Annotated in this window: 22 protein-coding genes and 1 pseudogene; 13 read left to right on the forward strand and 10 right to left on the reverse strand. The window is 64.2% G+C overall.

Translation table 11 applies throughout. From position 1 onward, the window contains the following. Nucleotides 1-33 precede the first annotated feature (33 nt). Nucleotides 34-1,578: a tetratricopeptide repeat protein gene (locus tag SC1_RS16730; RefSeq protein ID WP_062185209.1), complete on the forward strand. Its 1,545-nt coding sequence runs from the start codon at nt 34-36 to the stop codon at nt 1,576-1,578. 3 nt (nt 1,579-1,581) lie between these two features. Here the strand turns inward: SC1_RS16730 and SC1_RS16735 are convergent, their stop codons facing one another. After that, the gene (locus SC1_RS16735) at nt 1,582-2,340 is read right to left on the reverse strand and encodes an isocitrate lyase/phosphoenolpyruvate mutase family protein (protein ID WP_062185212.1); all 759 of its coding nucleotides are present in this window, start codon (nt 2,338-2,340) and stop codon (nt 1,582-1,584) included. 117 nt (nt 2,341-2,457) lie between these two features. Here SC1_RS16735 and SC1_RS16740 point away from each other — a divergent pair, with 117 nt between their 5' ends. Beyond that, entirely contained in the window at nt 2,458-4,041 is a 1,584-nt protein-coding gene (locus tag SC1_RS16740; RefSeq protein ID WP_062185216.1) for a tetratricopeptide repeat protein, read from the forward strand. A 63-nt stretch (nt 4,042-4,104) separates the two neighbouring features. Here the strand turns inward: SC1_RS16740 and ada are convergent, their stop codons facing one another. Both ada and SC1_RS16750 read right to left on the reverse strand, forming a co-directional pair. Continuing rightward, entirely contained in the window at nt 4,105-5,139 is a 1,035-nt protein-coding gene (ada, locus tag SC1_RS16745; RefSeq protein WP_152682475.1) for a bifunctional DNA-binding transcriptional regulator/O6-methylguanine-DNA methyltransferase Ada, read from the reverse strand. Next, complete coding sequence (locus SC1_RS16750) at nt 5,136-5,606, reverse strand: DUF1203 domain-containing protein (RefSeq protein WP_062185218.1); 471 nt, start codon at nt 5,604-5,606, stop codon at nt 5,136-5,138. Before SC1_RS16750 ends, ada begins: the two co-directional genes overlap by 4 nt. A 165-nt stretch (nt 5,607-5,771) precedes the next feature. Here SC1_RS16750 and SC1_RS16755 point away from each other — a divergent pair, with 165 nt between their 5' ends. Together SC1_RS16755 and SC1_RS16760 are read left to right on the forward strand one after the other, a co-directional pair. Further along, entirely contained in the window at nt 5,772-6,593 is an 822-nt protein-coding gene (locus tag SC1_RS16755; RefSeq protein WP_062185221.1) for a DUF2306 domain-containing protein, read from the forward strand. A 41-nt stretch (nt 6,594-6,634) separates the two neighbouring features. After that, nucleotides 6,635-8,188: a S1C family serine protease gene (locus SC1_RS16760; RefSeq protein ID WP_062185224.1), complete on the forward strand. Its 1,554-nt coding sequence runs from the start codon at nt 6,635-6,637 to the stop codon at nt 8,186-8,188. Here the strand turns inward: SC1_RS16760 and SC1_RS16765 are convergent. Next, nucleotides 8,166-8,726 carry a hypothetical protein gene (locus SC1_RS16765; RefSeq protein WP_152682476.1) on the reverse strand — a complete coding sequence of 187 codons (561 nt, stop codon included), beginning with the start codon at nt 8,724-8,726 and terminating at the stop codon, nt 8,166-8,168. The two genes, SC1_RS16760 and SC1_RS16765, sit on opposite strands and share 23 nt — an antisense overlap. 149 nt (nt 8,727-8,875) lie before the next feature. Further along, a complete protein-coding gene (locus SC1_RS16770) occupies nt 8,876-9,553 on the reverse strand; it encodes a dienelactone hydrolase family protein (RefSeq protein ID WP_062185229.1) in 678 nt (225 codons plus the stop codon). Between the two features lie 257 nt (nt 9,554-9,810). On the opposite strand from SC1_RS16770, the gene SC1_RS16775 reads away from it, so the two are divergent. From SC1_RS16775 to SC1_RS16800, 6 genes are all read left to right on the forward strand, one after another. Further along, entirely contained in the window at nt 9,811-10,377 is a 567-nt protein-coding gene (locus SC1_RS16775; protein ID WP_062185231.1) for a F0F1 ATP synthase subunit delta, read from the forward strand. A 3-nt stretch (nt 10,378-10,380) separates the two neighbouring features. Continuing rightward, on the forward strand, nt 10,381-11,910 hold the full coding sequence (atpA, locus tag SC1_RS16780; RefSeq protein WP_062185234.1) for a F0F1 ATP synthase subunit alpha: 1,530 nt from the start codon (nt 10,381-10,383) through the stop codon (nt 11,908-11,910). Nucleotides 11,911-11,956: 46 nt separating this feature from the next. After that, on the forward strand, nt 11,957-12,832 hold the full coding sequence (locus SC1_RS16785; protein ID WP_062185237.1) for a F0F1 ATP synthase subunit gamma: 876 nt from the start codon (nt 11,957-11,959) through the stop codon (nt 12,830-12,832). A 24-nt stretch (nt 12,833-12,856) separates the two neighbouring features. Then, on the forward strand, nt 12,857-14,392 hold the full coding sequence (atpD, locus tag SC1_RS16790; protein WP_238586754.1) for a F0F1 ATP synthase subunit beta: 1,536 nt from the start codon (nt 12,857-12,859) through the stop codon (nt 14,390-14,392). A gap of 45 nt (nt 14,393-14,437) precedes the next feature. Beyond that, nucleotides 14,438-14,695 (forward strand): ATP synthase F1 subunit epsilon, encoded by a 258-nt coding sequence (locus SC1_RS16795; protein ID WP_037513563.1) that lies wholly within the window; start codon nt 14,438-14,440, stop codon nt 14,693-14,695. Between the two features lie 377 nt (nt 14,696-15,072). Next, the gene (locus tag SC1_RS16800; protein WP_062185238.1) at nt 15,073-16,563 is read left to right on the forward strand and encodes a CpaF family protein; all 1,491 of its coding nucleotides are present in this window, start codon (nt 15,073-15,075) and stop codon (nt 16,561-16,563) included. A 2-nt stretch (nt 16,564-16,565) separates the two neighbouring features. Here the strand turns inward: SC1_RS16800 and SC1_RS21965 are convergent, their stop codons facing one another. Then, nucleotides 16,566-16,754, reverse strand: a complete 189-nt coding sequence (locus SC1_RS21965; protein ID WP_152682477.1) for a hypothetical protein — start codon at nt 16,752-16,754, stop codon at nt 16,566-16,568. A gap of 51 nt (nt 16,755-16,805) precedes the next feature. On the opposite strand from SC1_RS21965, the gene SC1_RS16805 reads away from it, so the two are divergent. Beyond that, entirely contained in the window at nt 16,806-17,627 is an 822-nt protein-coding gene (locus SC1_RS16805) for a class I SAM-dependent methyltransferase (protein WP_062185241.1), read from the forward strand. Beyond that, entirely contained in the window at nt 17,624-18,412 is a 789-nt protein-coding gene (gene aat, locus SC1_RS16810; protein ID WP_152682520.1) for a leucyl/phenylalanyl-tRNA--protein transferase, read from the forward strand. The genes SC1_RS16805 and aat overlap by 4 nt, the downstream gene beginning before the upstream one ends. 35 nt (nt 18,413-18,447) lie before the next feature. On the opposite strand, the pseudogene SC1_RS22475 reads toward aat, so the two are convergent. The 4 genes and pseudogenes from SC1_RS22475 to SC1_RS16825 form a co-directional block, all read right to left on the reverse strand. Further along, a pseudogene (locus SC1_RS22475) lies at nt 18,448-18,684 on the reverse strand (DUF2155 domain-containing protein); the annotation flags it as partial. 173 nt (nt 18,685-18,857) lie between these two features. Next, nucleotides 18,858-19,244: an NADH:ubiquinone oxidoreductase subunit NDUFA12 gene (locus SC1_RS16815; RefSeq protein WP_062185244.1), complete on the reverse strand. Its 387-nt coding sequence runs from the start codon at nt 19,242-19,244 to the stop codon at nt 18,858-18,860. Between the two features lie 169 nt (nt 19,245-19,413). Further along, nucleotides 19,414-19,869, reverse strand: coding sequence for a DUF192 domain-containing protein (locus SC1_RS16820; protein ID WP_062185247.1), 456 nt, complete (start codon nt 19,867-19,869; stop codon nt 19,414-19,416). A 35-nt stretch (nt 19,870-19,904) separates the two neighbouring features. Then, complete coding sequence (locus tag SC1_RS16825) at nt 19,905-20,495, reverse strand: RecX family transcriptional regulator (protein WP_238586756.1); 591 nt, start codon at nt 20,493-20,495, stop codon at nt 19,905-19,907. A 161-nt stretch (nt 20,496-20,656) separates the two neighbouring features. Between SC1_RS16825 and SC1_RS16830 the strand changes: the two genes are divergently transcribed. Beyond that, entirely contained in the window at nt 20,657-22,408 is a 1,752-nt protein-coding gene (locus SC1_RS16830; protein ID WP_062185253.1) for a fatty acyl-AMP ligase, read from the forward strand. The last annotated feature ends 160 nt before the right edge of the window (nt 22,409-22,568 follow it).

Below are 22,568 nucleotides of genomic sequence, written 5' to 3' on the forward strand. Positions count from 1 at the left end.
AGCATCCCCACAAATTTCGATGCGGGGCGCAGAATGAAGAAAATCGGTTTTGTCTTGCTGGCCGGGATCGCGATGATCGCAATAATCGGAACGGCCGAGGCCAAATGGTTGCGCGCGGATACTGACAGCTTCATCATCTATAGCGAGGGCAGCGAGAAATCGCTCCGCGACTTCGCGCAGAATCTGCAGCGGTTCGACACTACATTGCGCATCTTGTTCAAGATCACGGCGACCGGGGAAGAAAGCAAGCTACCGATCTATCTGGTGCCGGCCGCCAATGATGTCGCGGAACTGGCAAGCGGATCGAGCCGCAGCTCGATCGCGGGCTTTTACCGGCAGGACCGCGACGGCAGCTTTGCCATGTCGTTTCGCCAGAACGGCTCCAGCCCCGCCATCGGCACATCGGAATCGCAGCAGATGTTGTTCCACGAATATAGCCACCATTTCATGAAGCGGCACTTCCGCGCGGCGTTTCCAGCGTGGCTCATCGAGGGTTTCGCCGAATATTATTCGACTGTCGATTTCGACAAGCAGGGCCGGGCGGTGATCGGGCAACTGGTCTCTCGCCGCGCCTATGGCCTACTGCGAATGCCAAAAATTCCGGCGGAAAAACTGTTGCTGGAACAGCCGCTCACAATGCGCAACGGCGGACAAATCGACGTCTATTACGGCCGCGCATGGATACTCACCCGCATGCTCTTCCACAGTGCGGCGCGGAAAGGCCAGATGGACGCCTATACCGAAGCAATCAACGCCGGCACCGAACCGAAGCAGGCGGCGATCGGTGCATTCGGCGATCTGGCTGCGCTCGACAAGGAGCTCAACCGATATATCGAGGAAAAGCTCAGCTACGGCACCACTCGCGACGCGGTTCCCATTTCGACCAATATCAAGATCACACCGCTGTCGGCCGACGAGGACGCCGTCATCATGCCCCGGCTTGAACGGCTGAACGCGAGCGGCGACGCCGCGCGGCTGACGAAGGCGCGCGACGCGCTGCGCAAGCTTGCCGCCGCGCAGCCCGCCAATGCCGAAGCGCAATTCGAACTCGCGGCCGCCGAATGGGACATGGAAAAGGACGAGCGCGACCTTGCAGCGATACAGGCCGCGCTTGACAAGGTGCTCGCGGCAAAGCCCGACCATGTCCGCGCCAATGTGCTGCTCGGGCGGCTCAAGCTGTATCAACTGCGCGAAAAGGGTGAGGATGACCCCGCAGCCTGGCGCGACGCGCGAAAGCCGATCCTGCTCGCCAATCGCACCGACCCCGACGACGCCGTACCGCTCTATGCCTATTTCGACAGTTTTCTGGCCGAGGGAAAACGGCCTGGCGAAATGGCGATCAAGGCGCTCGAACGCGCTTTCACCCTGACGCCCGAAAATATCGAGATGCGCGTCGCCTATGCCTTCGCACTCGCGAACACTGGCGAGTTCGACCGGGCGCTGCGACTGGCGAAGACTGTCGCTTTCGACCCGCACGACAACGGCCGCGGCGACGCGATGCTCGCGCGGCTCGAGGCGATGCGCGACCGCCGCGCCGGCGACAGGGAGGACCCCACCCCCGACGAGGATGCCGACTGACCGTCAATAATCGGGTTCGGCGCCGCCCATCACCTGCGCCGCCTGTGCAGCCAGCCAGGCCATTGCCGCCGCCCAGGGCTGGTGCCCATGGCTGATCCGCGCGACGCCGAGGTTCGCGAGTTCCTTGTGCGTCGGCCCGCCCTTGCCGCGCAGGATGTTCACCGGGAGCGGCGATGCATCGCAAATCGCACCGATGCATTTCGGATCGAGCAGGAAGGGGACGAATAGCGAGCCCGCTCCCGCGTCGGCATAGGCGCGCGCGCGCTCCAGCGTCGCGGCGACGAGCGCGTCGCCATCCTTCGCCGCATCGGCCCCGCGAAACGTATCGCAGCGCGCATTGACGAAAATGCCGGTGCCGGCCGCGGCGCTATAACGCGCGACGGCTTCGTCGACGGGGAGCAGCGCGGTCGCACCGGGCAACCGGTCTTCCATATTGATCCCCGCGGCACCCGCGGCCCTCGCGCGGCCGACCGAAACGCCGACCGCGGCTGGATCGGCGCCATAGCCCGCCTCCATGTCGATCGTGACCGGCAGGTCGGTGACCGACAATATGCGATCGAGATTTTCCAGCGCCTCGTCGAGCGGAAAATCCTCGCCATCGGCGCGGCCCTGCGCTCCGGCGACGCCGAAGCTGCCCGTGGCGATCGCCTTCGCGCCCGCACCCGCGACGGCCTTCGCGCTTCCCGCGTCCCAAATATTTACGAGGATCAGCGGATCGCCCGGAACGTGCAACGCGCGGAAGGCGGCAATCTTGTCGGTCATTCTCTCTTCTCCTCGGCGAGGCCCGGTCAAAAGGGCGATAAACGGCGAATCTCAGACGGTTGAAGCATCGGATACGGTTGATATAGTCGCCCCGCGAAAATTTACCGGGGAAAACAAATGATCGCATTTCTGAGAACCGCGTTGCGCGGCGGCCTTGTCGTCGCGCTCGTTGCCTTGAGCAGCACGGCCCACGCCGAATGGTGGGAAGCCGAGACAAGCCATTTCATCATCACGTCCGAAAGTACGAAGGAAGACGTCGAGCGTTTTGCGACGCGACTTGAACGGTTCGACAACGCGTTGCGCTATATGCAGGGGCTTCCGATACCGGGGCCCGATATCGGTCCGTCGAACAAGGTTCGCGTCTATCGTTTCGGCGGTATCGACGACATCGGTCGCCTTGCCGGCAGCGCCGGCGTAGCGGGCTTTTACATCCCGCGAGCGGGTGCCGCCGTATCGTTCGTTCCGGCGGTCGAGGAACAGCGCGACCGTTTCAGCCGCCATCTCGACCAGCGCGAAATCAACCAGAAAACCGCGCTGACGGCCGAGGGCATATTGTTCCACGAATATGTGCATCACTTCATGCTGCAGAAATTCAGCACCGCCTATCCGCATTGGTATGTCGAAGGCTTTGCCGAACTCTATGGCACGCTCGAGCTGCTCGACAATGGCGCCTTCCGGGTCGGCAACGTCCCGCAACACCGCGGAGACGATCTGTTCGAGCTGCCTGGCATCCGGCTGACGCGCTTGTTCGATCACAAGAAGCGGCTCGACGGGCAGGAATATTTCCAGTCCTATTCGTTCGGCTGGATGATCGCGCATTATCTGAACTTCAACAAGGCGCGGCAGGGGCAGCTCGCGCAATATCTGAAAGCGCTGAACGCGGGCGAAGACAGCCTGACCGCAGCGCAGCGCGTGTTCGGCGATCTCGACAAGTTGCAGGGCGAACTTCGCAAGTACAAAAGCGGGCCCTTTCCGACGCTCGACGTCAAGCCGGTCAATTATGTCGCGCCGAAAGTCGATGTCCGGCGCCTGACACCGGCCGAGGAAGCCATCATCAAGGCGCATATCCGCACCCAGCGCGGGGTCTCCGAACGTCAGGCACGCACTGTCGCGAACGAGGTCGACGGTCTGGATGCGAAATATCCCGACAGCCTGCCCGTACAGTTGGCGGCCGGCGAGGCCTATGTCGATGCGAAGGAGTTCGCGAAAGCCGAAACGGCGTTGAAGCGCGCGATCGCGCTCGATCCGCAATCCGAAGACGCGCAGATCCTGATGGGCGGCCTGTTCATGACCCGCGCCAAGGAGGAAAAGAATCCGGCTCTCTATGCCTCGGCACGCAAGTGGTTCGCCGAAGCGTATCGGCTCGATCCCAAGGACCCGCGCGCCGCGATCGGCCATTATATGTCCTATTACGACGCGAAGGAGCCCATTCCGGAACCGGCGATCATCGCGCTGGAAAGCGTGTTCGAATATTCGTCTTACGACGATGGCTATCGTATGCTTCTCGCCCGCCAGTTGCTCGATGAAAACAAGGGCAAGCTGGCGCGGTCGGTTCTCGCACCGCTCGCCTTTTCCAGCCACAAGCAGGAAAAGGCGAACAAGGTCGCCAAGGTGGTCGACGAAATCGACGCCGGTCAGATCGAAGCGGCGCGCACCACGATGGCAAGCATTTTCGCGGACCAGGACAAGGACGAAATCTGACCGCATCATTGCGTCGCCAAATGGCGCCGGGCCGCATCGGACGCTGCCCGGCGCCATATTCGCTCAGCGCCCTTCGCGCTTCAGCAATTCTTCCTTGATCGGCAGGCCATAGGCATAGCCGCCGAGCGTTCCGTCGCTTCGCACGACGCGGTGGCACGGGATCAGCACCGCGACATTGTTCGCGCCATTCGCGCTGCCCGCCGCGCGCACCGCTTTGGGTTTGCCGACGGCGGCGGCGATGTCGGCATAGCTGCGCGTCTCACCCGTCGGAATCTTCCTGAGTTCGCGCCACACCGCCTCCTGAAAGGCGGTGCCCTTCACGTCGATCGGGATATGGTCGAAGCCGTTCACCGGCGCCTCGACCGCGTCGACGACCTGTTTCAGCAAGGCTTCGAACTCTTCGCCGCCTTCGATCAGGCTCGCCGCGGGAAAACGCTCCTCGAGCGCCTCGCGTCCCTCGTCGAAACTCAGGCGGCAAACACCTTTCTCGGTCGCGGCGACGAGCATCGCGCCGAGGCTGGTCGGCACAACCGCCCAATGGATCGTCGCGCCCTTGCCGCCGTTCACCCACGCCGACGCCGTCATCCCCATACGGCCCTCCATATTCCGATAGAAGCGCGACGGCCCCGAAAAGCCCGCGTCATAGATCGCATCGGTCACCCGCGTGCCATCGCTCAGCGCCTGCCGCGCGCGCTCCTCGCGCAGCGCACGCGCATAGGCGGCAGGCGACAGCCCGGTGTGGCGCGTGAAGACGCGTTGGAAATGCGTCGGCGAATAGCCGGTGCGGCTCGCCAGATCGCCAAGCGCGAGCGGTTCCTCGCTCGCCTTGATCGCCTGGATCGCCGCCAGCACCGCGCCCTCGTCGCGCGCGACATCGTCGGGCAGGCAGCGCTTGCACGGGCCCAGGCCCGTCGCGCGCGCGGCCACACCGTCGGCGTAGAAGCGGACATTATCACGCAAAGGATGCCGCGCCGCGCAGCTCGGCCGGCAATAGATGCCGGTCGTCAGCACGCCGGTGACGAAACGCCCGTCGAGTGCGCGATCGCGGCGCAGAACCGCCGCCCAGCGATCGTCGTCGGTCATCAGGTCGGCGCTCATGCTGCGTCCCTTTCGATTCGCGCCGCGAAACAGCCATGCGCGGCATTATGGGCGTCGATATAGGAAATGGCGGTGTCGGCGAACAGGTCGCGGATCGCCCCATCGGCCTCACCCGGCCCCGCAAGCCGCGCGGTCCGCAGCATTCCGTCGGCATCGAAAGCGCGGAGCGCGAGCGGGCGCCCCTCAAACACCGGCGGCAGTTCGCCACGGTAACTCGCCGCCTCGACTCCGGGCCGAACATAGATCGCATAGGCGCTGCGATACGGCGTTTCGACATCGTGGCTGGTGTGATGGAGGAGGATCAGCGCTTCGCCCGCCTTTGCATCCTCAAGGCTGATGCGGCACGGAAAGCCGCGATCGGCGGTCGCCGTGACTCGGCGCGCGTTGATCGCGGCAAGGCCCGCATCGTCGAGCCTGAAAAGCGGGGCAAAGGGTTCGGGGTCCAGCCCCCGGATCGAATATGTCATCGGAACATCCTTTCTCGGCTGTCGGAATATTCCTGCCACGGCGCGATTCGCGCCGCGTCCCGATGCTTGCGTTCAAACATTCCGGCCTCAGTGTGTTACTGTATTATATCATTGACTCACCATGGCGAAGGGCGCACTCTTCGGCGGCATATCGGGAAATCCACCATGGCCACCATCGACGCATCATTCGCACCCGCACGGCCCGCACGCCGCAACGACTGGCTCGGGCGCAGCGCGACGTTCTGCTATCTCGCCATCGCCGCCGGACAATTGCTCTTCGTCGCCTTCATCCTGCTTTATTATTATCCGCCGACGCTCACCGGTAATTTTGCGGCATGGAACGACAAGCCGATCATCAAGGGCTTTGTGGCGGGCGACACCGCCGGCAACCTCTTCTTTGCGCTGCATGTCCTGCTCGCGGCCGTCATCACTTTCGGCGGTCTCGTCCAACTCGTCCCCGCCGTCCGGGCCCGCCGCCCCGCAATCCATCGCTGGAACGGCCGTCTCTATATGCTGTGTGCGCTGGCGCTCGCACTTGGCGGGCTGTGGATGACGTGGGGCCGCGGAACCTGGCTGAATTATATCGGCGCGATCGGCATCACACTCGACGCGCTTTTGATCACGGGCTTCACCGCGCTCGCATGGCAGGCGGCGCGTCACCGGCAGTTTGCCGATCATCGCCGATGGGCGATCCGCCTGTTCGCTGTCGCAAGCGCGGTCTGGTTCATGCGTGTCGGCTATATGGCGTGGGGGCTCGCGACCGGCGGCGCCGGGATCGGCAAGGCGATGGACGGTCCGTTCGACCTGTTTCTCGCTTTCGCCAATTCGCTGCTGCCGCTCGCGATCGCCGAAATCTATCTCCGCGCCGGGGCGCGCGGGACGCCGCTCGCGCGGCAGGCCACCGCCGCACTGCTCGGCGTCAGCGGCCTTGTCATCCTCGCGGGCAGCGCGGGCGCGTGGATGGTGATGTGGGGGCCATATATCTAGCCGCGCTTGCCTTCGCTTCCGGGCTGACTAGTGTGCGCGCCATGACCCGCCTTCTTGCGCTGCTGCTCGCCCTCTTTGCCCTCACCCTGCCATTGTCGATCCCGGCCCGCGCCGCCGACGATATCAGCGCCGCGTCGCGCAGCGTCGTGCGCGTGGTCACCGTCGCGATGGTCGACGGCGAGGTGGTCGGCTTCGGCCATGGCAGCGGCATCGCAATCTCGCCGACGCGGATCGTCACCAACGCGCATGTCGTCGAATCGGCCGCCAAATATCCCGGCGATGTCGCGCTGGGCGTCGTCCCGTCCGAAGGCAAAAAGAGCTTCGCCGGCAAGCTGATCGCGATCGACACCGCGCGCGACCTCGCGCTCGTCGAGATCACCGAAGGCCGCCTGCCCGCGGCCGCAATCTACACCGGGCCGCTCGATTCGGGCGCCGACGTCGTGGCTTTGGGTTATCCCGGCAATGTCGACCTTGCGACCGCGCGCAGCGCCAACGACTATATCACTCCGCGCACGCCGACGCGCAGCGAAGGCAATATGTCTAATATGCAATCGGTCGACGGGGTCGCGATGCTGATCCACACCGCGAAAATTTCGCGCGGCAATTCGGGCGGTCCGCTCGTCGACCAGTGCGGGCGCATCACCGGGATCAACACCGCGATCACGCGCGCCGACGACGGCGATTCACCCTTTGCCTTTGCGATTGCCGGCCGCGAACTGACGCGTTTCCTGACCGACGCAGGGCAGGAATATGCCAGCATCGGCACGCCATGCCTGTCGATGGCAGAAGCCGACGCGCGCGACCGCGCGGCGATCGACGCCGAAGCGCGCGCCAGCGAACAGGCCAACGCCGCAAAGGAAGCCGCAGCGCGGCTCGACCGCGAACTTAAGCAGGCGCGCGCCGAGGAAGACGCGCTCGCTTCGCGCGAAAATCGTATCGCGCTCGCCGGCGTGCTGTTCGTGATCGGGGCACTCGCCGGGGGTGCCGGCCTGATGTTCTATAACCAGAAGAACCTGCGAAACGCGAAGATCGCGGGCGGCGCGGGCGCGGTGCTGGTGCTCGGGGCCGCGATATTGTTCGTGACGCGTCCCGACGCGCACGCCGAAATCGCCGAAGAAGCCGCCAAGACGACAGGCACGACGGCGCCCACGCTCGCGCAGGGGAATCTCCTCTGCACGATCCGGCCCGACCGCAGCCGCATCACCGTATCCGCGACGACCGACGTTCCGATCTCGATCGGCAAGGGCGGCTGCGTCAACGGCCGCACCCAATATACGCAGGGTGCCGACGACCGCTGGCAGCGCATCCTCGTGCCCAACGAAGAAGCGACCGTCACCGTCGCCTCGATCGATTCGGCCGGACGCGACTATCGCGTCGAACGCTATTTGCTCGATGCTGAAACGATGACGAAAGCGCGCGAAACGCGCGCGGCGATCACACTCAAGAGCTGCACCGCCAACTCCGACGAGCTCGCAGGACTTGCGGCGCAACAGGATGCGATCCGCAGCGCGCTGCCCGCCAGCCCGAACGAGCGGCTCGTCTATCGCTGCCAGCCGGCGAGCGGTGCGGCGGTCAAGCCGGCGACCGCGCCTTGAGGCGGTAACCGGCGTTCGCGCCGATCCAGATATAATTGCTCATCATCTCGCCGGCAAACTCGCCGTCGACCGTGCCGACCTCAAGATGCAGCGGATCGTCCGGCCGCGCATAGGCATAAGCACAGGTTTTGCGGTTCCACAGCGTCGCGACAAGTTCATCGCGATAAAGGATCGCATAGCGCTTGTTGTCGGCGGCCGGATAAGGCGCGCGGCCGCTGACGATGCGAAAGCCCGCCATATAGGCATCGTTGACGACCCCGCAGAGCGCGTCCCCTTCGCGCGTCGCCGTCATGCGCAGCTCGGCCGCAAGCGAAGGGCTGTCGCTGAGCGCGGTAAGCTGGCGCACCTGCACCTTGCCTCCGGCGCCTTCGCTGAACCAGGTCATGATGCGGCAGGTCCGCGCGGCTGTGTCGGGGTCGTGACACTGGAGCCGCCCCGCGCGCGCGTCGGCAAGCTGGTCCTTCACCGGCCTGTACGCCGGATCGATATCGAAACTGGTCCCCGAGACCAGCAACAACAGCACGGCAAGCAAAGACATGGCGGTCCCCCCGGCGAAAGGATGCGGCCGAGAGGTTGAAATCGCGTTAGCCGTTCAGGGCAGCACGCCCATGAGCGCACGAGCGACACCTGCGATGGCGACGAACCGCGCCAGTGTCGATTAGATCGCCAACGCCGCGAGCCCGCACCTCATGCGCCGCATGCTTTGAACAGCATCAGCGTGCGCTCGCGCGCCAGCTCGCTCGACGCCTCATGATAATCCTTGCGGCGGTCGCTGTTGAAACCGTGGTTGGCATCATAGACGAAGATCTGCGCGGTCGGGTGCTGCCTGGCGATCAGCGCGTCGACGCCTTCCATCGGGATGCCCGCGTCATAGCGGCCGAAATGGGCGATGGTCGCGCATCGCGGCGCCTGATCGGCGAACTGGGTGGGAACGAGGCTGCCGTAATAGGCCGACGCCGCGGCAAGGTCGGGGCTGAGCTGCGCCATCCGCCACGCGACCGAGCCGCCATAGCAATAGCCGGTGATGAATACCGGGCCTTGCCCCTTCAACGCGTCGATACATGTCTGCGCGTCCTTCAGGCTTTGCTCGAAGGGGTGCAGTTCGCGCGCCAGTTGAACCGCGCGTTCGAACTGCGGCCCCGAATAGTCGCTCTCGAACCCCGGATGCTCGCGGTCGAACAGCGCGGGCGCGAGCACCTCATAACCGTCGGCGGCATATTCGTCGCACAGGTCGCGGATATGATCGGTGACCCCGAAGATTTCCTGGATCAGCACCAGCCCGCCGCGACGTGCGCCCTCTGGCCGCGCATGATAGACGGCGATTTCGGCCTCATCGTCCATTGTCATCCGGATCATCTCGCCCATGCGCCTCCCCCTCTTCCGTTCGTGCCGAGCTTGTCGAAGCACCGTTCTTCGCTCTTACGACCTTTGAAGAAAGAACGGCCCTTCGACAAGCTCGGGGCCGGGGGCTGTGGGGAAGCCCGCCATTCCCCAAGCCCCGCCTTGCATTGCAGCAAAATCGTTGCTACGCGCGCCCCGACTTTGCAGCGGGGGCATTTTCGGATGTCATCAAAAATCCGCGCAACCATCCCCCTCGGGATCGTAGAAAAGGACTTTCGCGCGTGGAGAATTCCGGCGGCATTCAAGGCAACATCACGGCGGGCCTCGCGGGCCGCTATGCCAGCGCGCTGTTCGATCTGGCCCGCGAATCGAGCGCGATCGACGCGGTGGCCAAGAGCCTCGCAACGCTCAAGGCCGGTCTTGCCGATTCGGCCGACCTGTCGGCGCTGATCGCCAGCCCGGTCGTCGGCCGCACCGACGCCGCGAACGCCATCGCCGCGGTCGCCAAGGCGCTGAAGCTCGATTCGCTGACTGCCAAGTTCCTCGGCGTGCTTGCCGAGAATCGTCGGCTCGCCGACCTGCCGAAGATGATCGACGCCTTTGACGCGATCGTCGCCGATCACCGCGGCGAAGTGACCGCCAAGGTCACCAGCGCCCACCCGCTCACTGCCGAGCAGGTCAAGGCGCTGACCGCGAACCTCAAATCCCGTGTCGGCCGCGACGTCACCGTCGCGACGACCGTCGACCCCGCCATTCTCGGCGGCCTCGTCGTCCAGCTGGGCAGCCAGCTGATCGACGGCAGCATCCGTACCCGTCTCAATAGCTTCGCACAGGCGATGAAAGGCTAAACAATGGAAATCCGCGCCGCTGAAATCAGCAAGGTCATCAAGGACCAGATCGCCAATTTCGGGACCGACGCCACGGTCAGCGAAATCGGTTCGGTGCTCTCGGTCGGCGACGGCATCGCCCGCGTCCACGGCCTCGACAACGTCCAGGCCGGTGAAATGGTCGAATTCGCCAACGGCGTGCAGGGCATGGCGCTCAACCTCGAAGCCGACAACGTCGGTATCGTGATCTTCGGCAGCGACGCCGAGATCAAGGAAGGCGACACCGTCAAGCGCACCGGCACGATCGTGGACGTCCCCGTCGGCAAGGGCCTTCTCGGCCGCGTCGTCGATGGCCTCGGCAATCCGATCGACGGCAAGGGCCCGATCAAGGCCGACAAGCGCATGCGCGTTGAAGTGAAGGCACCGGGCATCATCCCGCGCACCTCGGTTCACGAACCCGTCCAGACCGGCCTGAAGGCGCTCGACGCCCTCGTCCCCGTCGGCCGCGGCCAGCGCGAACTGATCATCGGTGACCGCCAGACCGGCAAGACCGCCGTCGCGATCGACACCTTCATCAACCAGAAGCAGGCGAACGCCGGCACCGACGAATCGAAGAAGCTCTATTGCATCTACGTCGCCGTCGGTCAGAAGCGCTCGACCGTCGCGCAGATCGTCCGCCAGCTCGAAGAAAACGGCGCGATGGAATATTCGATCGTCGTCGCCGCGACCGCTTCGGAGCCCGCTCCGCTGCAGTTCCTCGCACCCTACACCGGCTGCACCATGGGCGAATTCTTCCGCGACAACGGCATGCATGCCGTGATCGTCTATGACGATCTTTCGAAGCAGGCCGTCGCCTATCGCCAGATGTCGCTGCTGCTCCGCCGCCCGCCGGGCCGCGAAGCCTATCCGGGCGACGTTTTCTATCTCCACAGCCGCCTGCTCGAGCGCGCTGCAAAGATGAACAGCGACAATGGTTCGGGTTCGCTCACCGCGCTGCCGATCATTGAAACGCAGGCGGGCGACGTTTCGGCGTACATCCCGACCAACGTGATTTCGATCACCGACGGCCAGATCTTCCTCGAAACCAACCTGTTCAACGCCGGTATCCGTCCCGCGATCAACGTCGGCCTGTCGGTGTCGCGCGTCGGCTCGGCCGCGCAGACCAAGGCGATGAAGAAGGTGTCGGGTTCGATCAAGCTCGAACTCGCGCAGTATCGCGAAATGGAAGCCTTTGCGCAGTTCGGTTCGGACCTCGACGCGTCGACGCAGAAGCTGCTCAACCGCGGCTCGCGCCTGACGCAGCTGCTGAAGCAGCCGCAGTTCCAGCCGATGCCGTTCGAAGAGCAGACCGCGTCGATCTTCGCCGGCACCAACGGCTATCTCGACAATGTCGCGACGACCGACGTGTCGCGTTATGAACAGGCGATGCTTGCCTATCTGCGCAGCGACCATGCCGATGTGCTGACCGCGATCCGTGACACCAAGGACCTTGGCGACGACGCCAAAAAGGGTCTGGTCGCGGCGCTCGACGCCTTCGCCAAGATCTTCGCTTAATCGCTTTCCGCATCCCGGCTCGGCCGGGACGCAAAGAGGGGCTTAAATGGCTTCGTTGAAGGAACTCAAAGGGCGCATCGTCTCGGTCAAGTCGACCCAGAAGATCACCAAGGCCAAGAAAATGGTCGCGGCCGCCAAGCTTCGCAAGGCGCAGGCCGCGGCCGAGGCTGCGCGTCCTTACGCGGAGCGTCTCGAAGGCGTCGTCGCCAGCCTCGCGTCGAAGGTCGGCGGGTCGGACAGCGCGCCGCAGTTGCTCGCCGGCACCGGCAAGAGCGACACGCACCTGCTCGTCGTGCTCAACAGCGACCGCGGCCTTGCCGGCGCGTTCAACTCGAACATCGTCAAGGCGGCGCGCGACAAGGCGCTCGACCTGCAGGCCCAGGGCAAGAAGGTCATCTTCTACCTGATCGGCCGCAAGGGTCGTCCGGTGATCGCACGCCTGTTCGCCGGCCAGATCGTCGAACAATATGAAACGACCGGCATCCGCGACATCGGCTTCGAACAGGCGCACGACGTCTCGGCAAAGGTGATGGAACTGTACGAAGCCGGCGCGTTCGACGTCGCGCATCTCTTCTATTCGAAGTTCCGCTCGGCGCTTCTTCAGGAAGCGACCGGCCAGCAGTTGATCCCCGTTCCCGCCCCCGTCGATGTTCCGGCGTCGAGCGGCGCCGCGGTCGAATATGAGCCCGACGAGGAAGCGATCCTCGCCGACCTCTTGCCGCGCAACATCACGATCCAGATCTTCAAGGGCCTCCTTGAAAACGCCGCGTCCGAACAGGGTGCGTCGATGACCGCGATGGACAATGCGACGCGCAACGCAGGCGACCTGATCAACAAGCTGACCATCGTTTACAACCGCACGCGTCAGGCGGCGATCACCACCGAACTCATCGAAATCATTGCCGGCGCCGAAGCGCTGTAAGCTATCCAAGCAAGGAAGAAACCAATGGCTACCGCTCCCGCTGAAAAGAAGGCTCCTGCCAAGAAGGCCGCCGCGCCCAAGGCTGCTGCGCCCAAAAAGGCCGCCGCTCCCAAGGCTGCAAGCACCGGCACCGCCACGGGCCGCATCGCACAGGTCATCGGCGCCGTCGTCGACGTCCAGTTCACCGGCACGCTGCCCGCGATTCTGAACGCGCTCGAAACCGACAACAACGGCAACCGCCTTGTCCTCGAAGTCGCCCAGCACCTCGGTGAAAACACCGTCCGCACGATCGCGATGGACGCGACCGACGGCCTGACCCGCGGCCAGCCCGTGACCGACACCGGCGCGCAGATCTCGGTCCCCGTCGGCCCGCAGACGCTCGGCCGCATCCTCAACGTCATCGGCGAGCCGATCGACGAACAGGGCCCGGTGAACGCCGTCAGCGTCGCGCCGATCCACGCCAAGGCTCCGGAATTCGTCGACCAGTCGACCGAAACGAGCATCCTCGTCACCGGCATCAAGGTCATCGACCTGATCGCCCCCTACGCAAAGGGCGGCAAGATCGGCCTGTTCGGCGGCGCGGGCGTCGGCAAGACGGTTCTCATTCAGGAACTGATCAACAACATCGCCAAGGGCCATGGTGGTACGTCGGTGTTCGCGGGCGTCGGTGAACGCACCCGCGAAGGCAACGATCTCTATCACGAATTCCTCGACGCCGGCGTTATCGCCAAGGACGCCGACGGCAATCCGACCCCCGAGGGATCGAAGGTTGCGCTGGTGTTCGGCCAGATGAACGAACCCCCGGGCGCCCGCGCTCGCGTTGCGCTCTCGGGTCTGACGATCGCCGAATATTTCCGCGATCAGGAAGGCCAGGACGTGCTCTTCTTCGTCGACAACATCTTCCGCTTCACCCAGGCGGGTTCGGAAGTGTCGGCACTGCTCGGCCGTATTCCTTCGGCTGTGGGTTACCAGCCGACCCTGTCGACCGACATGGGCGCGCTGCAGGAACGCATCACCTCGACCAACAAGGGTTCGATCACCTCGGTGCAGGCCATTTACGTTCCCGCGGATGACCTTACCGACCCTGCGCCGGCAACCTCCTTCGCTCACTTGGACGCGACGACGACGCTCAACCGCGCGATTTCGGAACTCGGCATCTATCCGGCGGTCGATCCGCTCGACTCGACCTCGCGCGTTCTGACCGCCGCGATCGTCGGGCAGGAACATTATGAAACCGCCCGCCGCGTTCAGGAAACGCTGCAGAAGTACAAGTCGCTTCAGGACATCATCGCAATTCTCGGCATGGACGAGCTCAGCGAAGAAGATAAGCTGGTCGTTGCCCGCGCGCGCAAGATCCAGCGCTTCCTGTCGCAGCCGTTCCACGTCGCCGAAGTTTTCACCAACATCCCCGGCAAGTTCGTGGCGATCGAAGACACGGTGAAGTCGTTCAAGGCAGTCGTCGACGGCGAGTATGACCACCTTCCCGAAGCGGCCTTCTACATGGTCGGCGGCATCGACGAAGCGGTCGCCAAGGCCGCGAAGCTCGCCGAAGACGCGTAACACACCTACACCCCTCCCCCGTGGGGAGGGGTTTAAGGACATATCATGGCTCTGAAGTTCGAACTCGTCACCCCCGCCCGCCTAGAGCGGACCGCCGACGTCCATATGGTCACCGTGCCGGGGACCGAGGGCGATTTCTCGGTGCTCGAAGGCCACGCGCCCTTCATGGCGACGCTGCGCAACGGCCCGCTGACGATCTATGCAACCGCGGGCGCAGCGCCCGAGGTGATCGAAGTCGAAGGCGGCTTTGCCGAGGTTAACGAAGCCGGCCTGACCGTCCTCGCCGAGCATATCGCAAGCTAATTGCTTCCGCCGTCCACGGCGATCAAAAGCCCGCATCCTCTTCGGATGCGGGCTTTTTTTATGCGTTCGCGATGGGACGAGAAAAATTCGCGCAGAGAGACGCCGAGGCCGTAGCTATTCTGCTCACGCGGAGACGCGGAGGATCAGGTTCGCGCAGAGGCACAGAGATCTCAGCAATATGATGAAAGGCGGCAAAGCCGCCAATTTTTCTTCTCCGCGTCTCCGCGTGAACCCTTTGCCGTGCCCATAAGCCGCATTCACAATCGCCCGGCGCATTAGGACAATGTCAAAGTTTCCGATTTATTCACCGTGTCGGATGGGGGTTCGTTTGCACTGGCAGCGATGCTCCTGAAAGATATGGAAGCAGGATAAAACGGATGAGTGCATTCGGACGCCGCCCCGGAACCGCTGGCCGCCCCGCCTTTGGCGTCGCGAAGCCGATGCAGACTGGCCCCGGCGTGCCCGGCGGCTCGCAGTTCCCCGCGATCGACACCCCGGTCGAAATCCCGCAGATGCCGTCGAACATGACGCCCGAAGAAGAGGCGATGGAACGGCTCAACCAGCGGTCGACCGCCGAAATGGCGGAACCCGAAAAGGCGCAAGGATTCGAGGCCAGCGTCCACAAGATCAAGGAACAGGTGCTGCCGCGCCTGCTCGAACGCGTCGACCCCGAAGCGGCCGCGACGCTTAACAAGGAAGAACTCACCGAGGAATTCCGCCCGATCATCCTTGAGGTGCTCGCCGAACTGCGCATCACGCTCAACCGCCGCGAACAGTTTGCGCTCGAAAAGGTACTCGTCGACGAATTGCTCGGCTTCGGTCCGCTCGAGGAACTGCTGTCGGACCCGGACATCAGCGACATCATGGTCAACGGGCCCTACCAGACATATGTCGAGCGCAAGGGCCAGTTGGTCATCGCGCCGATCCAGTTCCGCGACGAACAGCATCTGTTCCAGATCGCGCAGCGGATCTGCAACATGGTCGGCCGCCGCGTCGACCAGACCACCCCGCTTGCCGACGCCCGTTTGAAGGACGGCAGCCGCGTTAACGTGATCGTACCGCCGCTATCCCTGCGCGGCACCGCAATCTCGATTCGTAAATTCTCGGCCAAGCCGATTACGCTCGACATGCTGTGCCAGTGGGGCGCGATGAGCCAAAAGATGTGCACCGCGCTGAAGATCGCGGGCGCGAGCCGTTTCAACATCGTCATCTCGGGCGGTACGGGTTCGGGTAAGACGACGATGCTCAACGCGCTGTCGAAGATGATCGACCCCGGCGAACGCGTGCTGACGATCGAAGACGCCGCCGAACTCCGTCTGCAGCAGCCGCACTGGCTGCCGCTCGAAACGCGCCCGGCGAACCTTGAAGGCAATGGTGCGATCCACATGGGCGACCTTGTGAAGAACGCGCTGCGTATGCGTCCCGACCGCATCATCATGGGCGAAGTTCGCGGCGCGGAGTGCTTCGACCTTCTCGCCGCGATGAACACGGGTCACGACGGGTCGATGTGTACGCTCCACAGCAACAGCCCGCGCGAATGCCTCGGCCGTATGGAAAATATGGTGCTGATGGGCGACATCAAGATTCCGAAGGAAGCGATTTCGAAGCAGATCGCCGACTCGGTCGACCTGATCGTCCAGATCAAGCGCCTGCGCGACGGTTCGCGCCGCGTCACCAACGTTACCGAAGTGATCGGCATGGAAGGCGACGTCATCGTCACCCAGGAACTCTTCAAGTTCGAATATCTCGACGAGGACAAGGACGGCAAGATCGTCGGCGAATATCGCGCGATGGGCCTGCGCCCCTATACCCTGGAAAAGGCCCGCCAATACGGCTTCGACCAGCCCTATCTCGAGGCCTGTCTCTGACCTTATCTGCCGCTTAGCCAGAATGCCGTCGCGAACAGCGCGACGGCGGCGGAGCCCAGCGCGATGCCGCGCCACGGCATGAATCCGACATTATCGACGTCGCGCCGGTTGTTGCGGCGCCAGCTCGCAACCTCGGCAACGCCGAACAGGATCGCGGCACCGATCCCGACTGACAGCATCGACACTTGCATTGCCGCGCATCCCTTCGCAAACAGGGCCTTCCCCTGGAGAGAGGTGCCCATATGCGTTCCCTGTTACTGGTTGCAAGTGCTGCCGCCCTGATCGCCGTTCCCGCTGCCGCGATGCAGCATGATGCCCACGCCGCCCACAAGGCGCATGACGCGATCGCCGCCGCCGTGGCAGCCCCCACCCGCTCGGCAACGAACACGCCGCGCGACAAATATCGCCACCCCGCCGAAACGCTCGCCTTCTTTGGCGTGAAGCCCGGCGACACGGTGGTGGAGCTTTGGCCCGGCGGCGGCTGGTACACAGAGATTCTCGCCCCGCTTGCAAAGTCGGGCAGCGGCACGCTCTATGTCGCGGCGCCGTGGGAACGCGGTCTCAACCGTGTCAAAGCGAAGCAGGCCGAGAATGCCGAAGTCTATGGCGCGGTGAAGCTGGCCGAATTCCCGAATGCGGGTACCAATCCAAAGGTCCCCGATGGCAGCGCCGATGTCGTGCTGACCTTTCGCAACGTCCACAACTGGCGCTTCGACGGCACCGACAATACCGCTGCGGCCTTCAAGCAGATCTTCGCGATGCTCAAACCCGGCGGCACGCTGGGCGTCGTCGAGCATCGGCTCAACGAAAGCGACGACAGCGCGAAGGAAGAAAAGTCGGGCTATATGAAGAAAAGCTCGATCGTCGCCTTTGCCGAAGCCGCGGGCTTCAAGCTTGCGGGCGAGAGCGAGATCAACGCCAATCCGAAAGATACCAAGGATTACCCCAAGGGCGTCTGGACGCTGCCGCCGAACCTGACCGAAGGCGAGACCGATCGCGCGAAATATATCGCAATCGGCGAATCGGACCGGATGACGCTGAAATTCGTGAAGCCCGCGAGCTGAAACACTTCGAATCCATAGACCCGGCGCTGTTGCTCAGCGCCTATGCGCAGGGCATTTTTCCGATGGCCGACGGGGCGGACGACCCGTCGGTCCATTGGGTCGAACCGCGGCTGCGCGCAATCCTGCCCCTGGATGGCTTTCACCTGTCGCACAGCCTGAAAAAGGTGATCGTGTCGGACCGCTTCCGCGTGACGACCGACACCGCCTTTTCCGACATGGTCGCGCTGTGCGCGCAGCCCGCCGACGACCGGCCGACGACGTGGATCAACCCCGTGATCAAGGCGAGCTATGACCGCCTGTTCCAGATTGGTCATGCGCATAGCGTCGAATGCTGGCTCGATGGCGAGCTCGCGGGCGGCCTCTACGGCGTGTCGCTCGGCCGCGCCTTTTTCGGCGAATCGATGGTCAGCCGCGCGCGCGACGCATCGAAGGTCGCACTCGCGCACCTCGTCGCGCGGCTCATCGCCGGCGGGTGGCGATTGCTCGACTGCCAGTTCATCACGCCGCATCTCGCCAGCCTCGGCGCGATCGAAATCCGCCAGGCCGACTATCTCGCGCGGCTTTATTCGGTGTTGGCTGGCGGCGACGGCGCCGCCTTGGGTGCCGGCGCCGGGACGACGGGCGGCGCCACGGGCGGCGCAGTGCCCTCGCCGCCGTTCGTCGCCGGGGACTGGGGCGCACTCGACGCCTTGGGCGCGGCGGCGGCGCCCGATTTGGGCGCCGAACGCGCAACGGGTTCGCCCCCCGGATATGTCATTGCGCAGCTTTTGACAAAGACGTCATAGATCGGGTGCTGGATCACGTTGCGGTCGGGCCGCTCGCGAAAAATCCAGCCTGAAAAGACGCGGCGCCATTTGTCGTCGCGTTGATCCTGGACCGTCAACTGTACGAACGCGCCCGTTTCGGGCGGGTCTTCCCACGGCGCGGTTTGCTCGCAGGCGCGCAACCGGACGATCGCGCGTCCAACCCGCGCCGTTTCACCGGGCTTCATCTCAAGCTCGCGAACCAGGCCGTTACGCTTGTTGAGCAGGCCGACGACGGCGACGCGCTCGGCCATCGGCGTCGCGCCCTCTATGCCGCCGACTTCCTGCGGCACGCGTTCGGATTTGGCGACGGTCGGGACCGTGGTGCTGCCTCCCGGTTTCGACGGTGTCCGGTCGCAGGCGGTCAGCGCGGTCGCGGCCAGAAGCGCGATCAGCGCAGTCGAAATCTGGCGCGGCACGCTACGCTTCACTCGGCGCCGGGCCGCCAGGCCTCATAATCGCCGGTCGCAGCGGCACGCTGGCCGCCGCGTTCGAGCGCCCCGGCGGGGCGATAGGCGCCCGTGCTGCCGGTCAGATTCGGGGTCGGTTCCTTTTCCCACGCGCGCGGCGCGGGGAGGATATCGGTCGGGAGTTCGTCGAACGTGCCGTGCAGCCAGCCGTGCCATTCGGGCGGCACGCGGCTCGCGTCGTTCGATCCATTGTAGATCACCCAGCGACGGCTGCCCTTTTTGGCGCGGAAATAGCGGTTGCCGAGGCTGTCCTCGCCCACCTTCGTGCCGGTGCTCCAGCTATTCAGCAGGGTGCCGACGGTCGCACCGTCCCACCAGGTAAAAATCTTGCCCAAGATGCTCATGGCGTGGCGTTTACAGCCAAGCAGCGCGGTCGCGCAAGCGCCAAAGCGGCATAGCGCTTCCCCTTTGTCCGTTTGTCCTGAGCTTGTCGAAGGACCGCACTTGCCTTCGACCTCGACAGGAAAAGGACCGCCCTTCGACAAGCTCAGGGCGAACGGAAACGGGGATGGCTCAATCCGTCCACGTCACCTTTGCCGTCTCGTCGATCCCGAGCCGCGCCGCCGTGCCGCCCGCAAGTTCGAGCACCGCCGAAACCTCGCCGCCGCTCACCACCGGTTCGAGCGATTCGGGGATCGTATTTTCGGCGATCCGGTCGATGCTGCCGTCAGCGCGAATGAAGAGCATATCCAGCGGGATCAGCGTGTTCTTCATCCAGAAGCTGCCGATACGCGGTTTCGCGAACGGAAAGATCATGCCGCCGTCGGCGGGCAGGCTGGTGCGGAACATCAGCCCGCGATCCTGCTCTTCATCGGTGCGCGCGACTTCGACGTTGAATTTATGCGCCGTCCCTTTTGACGTGATCGTCAAAGGGATCGTTGCGGCGCTCGCATTCTCGCTTGCATCCTTGCTGCATGCCATCATCGGCAGAGCGAGCGACAGGGCAAGGGCGGTCAATATGGCGCGCATCGGCAAATCCTCATCCCGAATGAATTGCGCCCGACCTAATCGAACGCTGCTTCATCGTCCAGCGCTGCCAGCCCGGCCTCGTCCCCCGGCGCCACGGAGAGGATACGGCGCGCGATCGTCATGCTGTGCCCCGCGCGCAAAAAGGCGCCCATTTGCCGCTCGCGCTGCTTGGGATCGTCGGACGCGCGGACGGCAAAGGGTCCGAACCGCCGTCGACGTGCAAAGCCGACTGCCGCCGCCACCGCGGCGCCTTCGGCCGTCTCGATCGCCTCGCCGCTGTCCTCTTCGGCAATTCCGTCGACAAAAAGCTGCGCTTTGACCCGCTGTACGCCCAGCCCGCGCCGCGTCATCGCGCCCGCCCGCATTGCGGCATATTGGCGGTCGTCGAGATATCGCAATTGCTCCATCCGGTCGGCGATCGACTCGCACGCCGTCATGGCGTCAACATCGTCTATCCATTCGGATTCGCGGATTTTTCTTGCCAGATAGCGCGTCAATTTGGCCCTGCTGGTCGCGAATCGCGCGACATAGGCAAGCGCCAGTTCGTCAAGCTTGGCTGCGCCGAGGGGCCTTTTCGATCGGTCGGATGAGGGGCGGCGGTTGGCCATATGCCATGTTTGTGCCACAGTCGGGCCTGATTGAGAACGATCAACACCGCCATATCGGGCCATAACGCCCGGAAATGGGCGATTGTTCTAACAACACAGGGCTCGCGCACGGTACTATGGCTTCAAAAGATGACATGCTTGTTGCCGCGCGGCCCGTTTCACGGGATGTCGCACCCCCTATGACCGATATCATCGAAACACCGGCCGACGAACTGACGTCGACGCCCACCCTTTGCGCCCAGCCGCGCCGCTTTTCGGACTTCGCCACCGTCGGTGAAGCGCTCGACTATGCCGCCGCGGGCACGCGCGGGCTCAATTTCCACGATCCGCGTGGGCGTCTTGTGCGACCCTATCCGTACAGCGAACTCAAGGCCGATTCGCTCGCCACCGCCTATCGCCTGATCGCCGCTGGCGTGAAGCCCGGCGACCGTATCGCGCTGATTGCCGAGACCGGTGCCGAGTTCGCCGCGCTCTTCTTCGGCACCATCTATGCCGGCGCCTGGCCGGTGCCGCTGCCGCTGCCGACCAGCTTCGGCGGACGCGATTCCTATGTCGGCCAGCTCGTCGTCCAGCTTTCGAGCTGCGACCCGACGATGCTGTTCTTCCCGCCCGAAATCGCCGCGATGGCGATCGAAGCGGCGGAAAAGGAAGGCGTGAAGCCCATCGACTGGAGCGAGTTCGAAAAGAAGCCGGCACCGGTGACAACGCTTCCCGAGCAGAAGTCGGACGAGACCTGCTATCTCCAGTACAGCAGCGGCTCGACCCGCTTCCCGCATGGCGTCGCGGTCACCCACGCCGCGCTGCTCAACAATCTCGCCGCGCATAGCCACGGCATGAAGCTTGAGGACAGCGACCGCTGCATCAGTTGGCTGCCCTGGTATCACGACATGGGCCTTGTCGGCTGCCTGCTCTCGCCCGTCGCCAACCAGGTGTCGGTCGATTACCTCAAGACCGAGGATTTTGCCCGCCGTCCGCTCGCCTGGCTCGACCTGATCAGCCGTAACGAGGGCACGACGCTCAGCTATTCGCCGACCTTCGGCTACGATATTTGCGCGCGCCGCGTGTCGAGCCAGACGCATGTCGCCGACCGTTTCGACCTGTCGCGCTGGCGCGTCGCGGGCAATGGCGCCGACATGATCCGCCCCGACGTGATGCAGAGCTTCGTCGACGCCTTTGCCGACGCGGGCTTCAAGGCCAGCGCCTTCCTGCCAAGCTATGGCCTCGCCGAAGCGACGCTCGCCGTCAGCATCATGCCCCCGGGTGAGGGCATTGTCGTCGAACTGGTCGAGGAAACCGAATTGTCGGGGGCTGCGAATGATTCGGGCCGCCCGACGCGTTATCGCGCGATCGTGAACTGCGGCCGCGCCGCGCGCGACATGGTGATCGAGGTTCGCGACGAGGCGGGGGGCGTACTGCCCGACCAGACGGTCGGCAAGGTGTGGTGCACCGGGCCGTCGCTGATGACCGGCTATTTCCGCGATCCCGAATCGACGGCCGCCTGCATGAAGGACGGCTGGCTCGACACCGGCGATATGGGTTATTTGTCAGACGGCTATATCTACATCGTCGGCCGCGCCAAGGACATGATCATCATCAACGGCAAGAATCACTGGCCGCAGGATATCGAGTGGGCGGTCGAACAATTGCCGGGCTTCAAATCGGGCGACATCGCGGCCTTTGCGATCACCGCGCCGGGCGGCGAGGAAACCCCCGCCGTGCTCGTCCAGTGCCGCACCAGCGACGAGGCCGAACGCCTCGCGCTGCGCGAGACCATCCGCGAACGCGTCCGCGCGATCACGGGCATGAATTGCCTGATCGAGCTGATCCCGCCGCGCACATTGCCCCGCACCAGTTCGGGCAAACTCAGCCGGTCGAAAGCGCGCGCGCAATATCTGGCCGGGGAAATTCAGCCTTTCGCAATGGCTGCGTAGGACGGACTCGACCGTTTTCGGCCGAAAGCCGACCTATCTTTCGTCGTCACCCCGGACTTGATCCGGGGTCCCGCTATTTCGTGAAACGTGCCCGTGCCTTCAAAAAGCGGGATCCCGGGTCAAGCCCGGGATGACGGAAGTGGGTGGCCGATCGCCCGCT

The organism is Sphingopyxis sp. C-1 (genome assembly GCF_001047015.1).
Taxonomy (GTDB): domain Bacteria; phylum Pseudomonadota; class Alphaproteobacteria; order Sphingomonadales; family Sphingomonadaceae; genus Sphingopyxis.

Excerpts from the sequence above, each read along its gene's own strand:
- SC1_RS16730 (WP_062185209.1), top strand. The coding sequence starts at position 34 with ATGAAGAAAATCGGTTTTGTCTTGCTGGCCGGGATCGCGATGATCGCA.
- SC1_RS16735 (WP_062185212.1), bottom strand. The coding sequence starts at position 2,340 with ATGACCGACAAGATTGCCGCCTTCCGCGCGTTGCACGTTCCGGGCGAT.
- SC1_RS16740 (WP_062185216.1), top strand. The coding sequence starts at position 2,458 with ATGATCGCATTTCTGAGAACCGCGTTGCGCGGCGGCCTTGTCGTCGCG.
- ada (WP_152682475.1), bottom strand. The coding sequence starts at position 5,139 with ATGAGCGCCGACCTGATGACCGACGACGATCGCTGGGCGGCGGTTCTG.
- SC1_RS16750 (WP_062185218.1), bottom strand. The coding sequence starts at position 5,606 with ATGACATATTCGATCCGGGGGCTGGACCCCGAACCCTTTGCCCCGCTT.
- SC1_RS16755 (WP_062185221.1), top strand. The coding sequence starts at position 5,772 with ATGGCCACCATCGACGCATCATTCGCACCCGCACGGCCCGCACGCCGC.
- SC1_RS16760 (WP_062185224.1), top strand. The coding sequence starts at position 6,635 with ATGACCCGCCTTCTTGCGCTGCTGCTCGCCCTCTTTGCCCTCACCCTG.
- SC1_RS16765 (WP_152682476.1), bottom strand. The coding sequence starts at position 8,726 with ATGTCTTTGCTTGCCGTGCTGTTGTTGCTGGTCTCGGGGACCAGTTTC.
- SC1_RS16770 (WP_062185229.1), bottom strand. The coding sequence starts at position 9,553 with ATGGGCGAGATGATCCGGATGACAATGGACGATGAGGCCGAAATCGCC.
- atpA (WP_062185234.1), top strand. The coding sequence starts at position 10,381 with ATGGAAATCCGCGCCGCTGAAATCAGCAAGGTCATCAAGGACCAGATC.
- SC1_RS16785 (WP_062185237.1), top strand. The coding sequence starts at position 11,957 with ATGGCTTCGTTGAAGGAACTCAAAGGGCGCATCGTCTCGGTCAAGTCG.
- atpD (WP_238586754.1), top strand. The coding sequence starts at position 12,857 with ATGGCTACCGCTCCCGCTGAAAAGAAGGCTCCTGCCAAGAAGGCCGCC.
- SC1_RS16795 (WP_037513563.1), top strand. The coding sequence starts at position 14,438 with ATGGCTCTGAAGTTCGAACTCGTCACCCCCGCCCGCCTAGAGCGGACC.
- SC1_RS16800 (WP_062185238.1), top strand. The coding sequence starts at position 15,073 with ATGAGTGCATTCGGACGCCGCCCCGGAACCGCTGGCCGCCCCGCCTTT.
- SC1_RS21965 (WP_152682477.1), bottom strand. The coding sequence starts at position 16,754 with ATGCAAGTGTCGATGCTGTCAGTCGGGATCGGTGCCGCGATCCTGTTC.
- SC1_RS16805 (WP_062185241.1), top strand. The coding sequence starts at position 16,806 with ATGCGTTCCCTGTTACTGGTTGCAAGTGCTGCCGCCCTGATCGCCGTT.
- SC1_RS16815 (WP_062185244.1), bottom strand. The coding sequence starts at position 19,244 with ATGAGCATCTTGGGCAAGATTTTTACCTGGTGGGACGGTGCGACCGTC.
- SC1_RS16820 (WP_062185247.1), bottom strand. The coding sequence starts at position 19,869 with ATGCGCGCCATATTGACCGCCCTTGCCCTGTCGCTCGCTCTGCCGATG.
- SC1_RS16830 (WP_062185253.1), top strand. The coding sequence starts at position 20,657 with ATGACCGATATCATCGAAACACCGGCCGACGAACTGACGTCGACGCCC.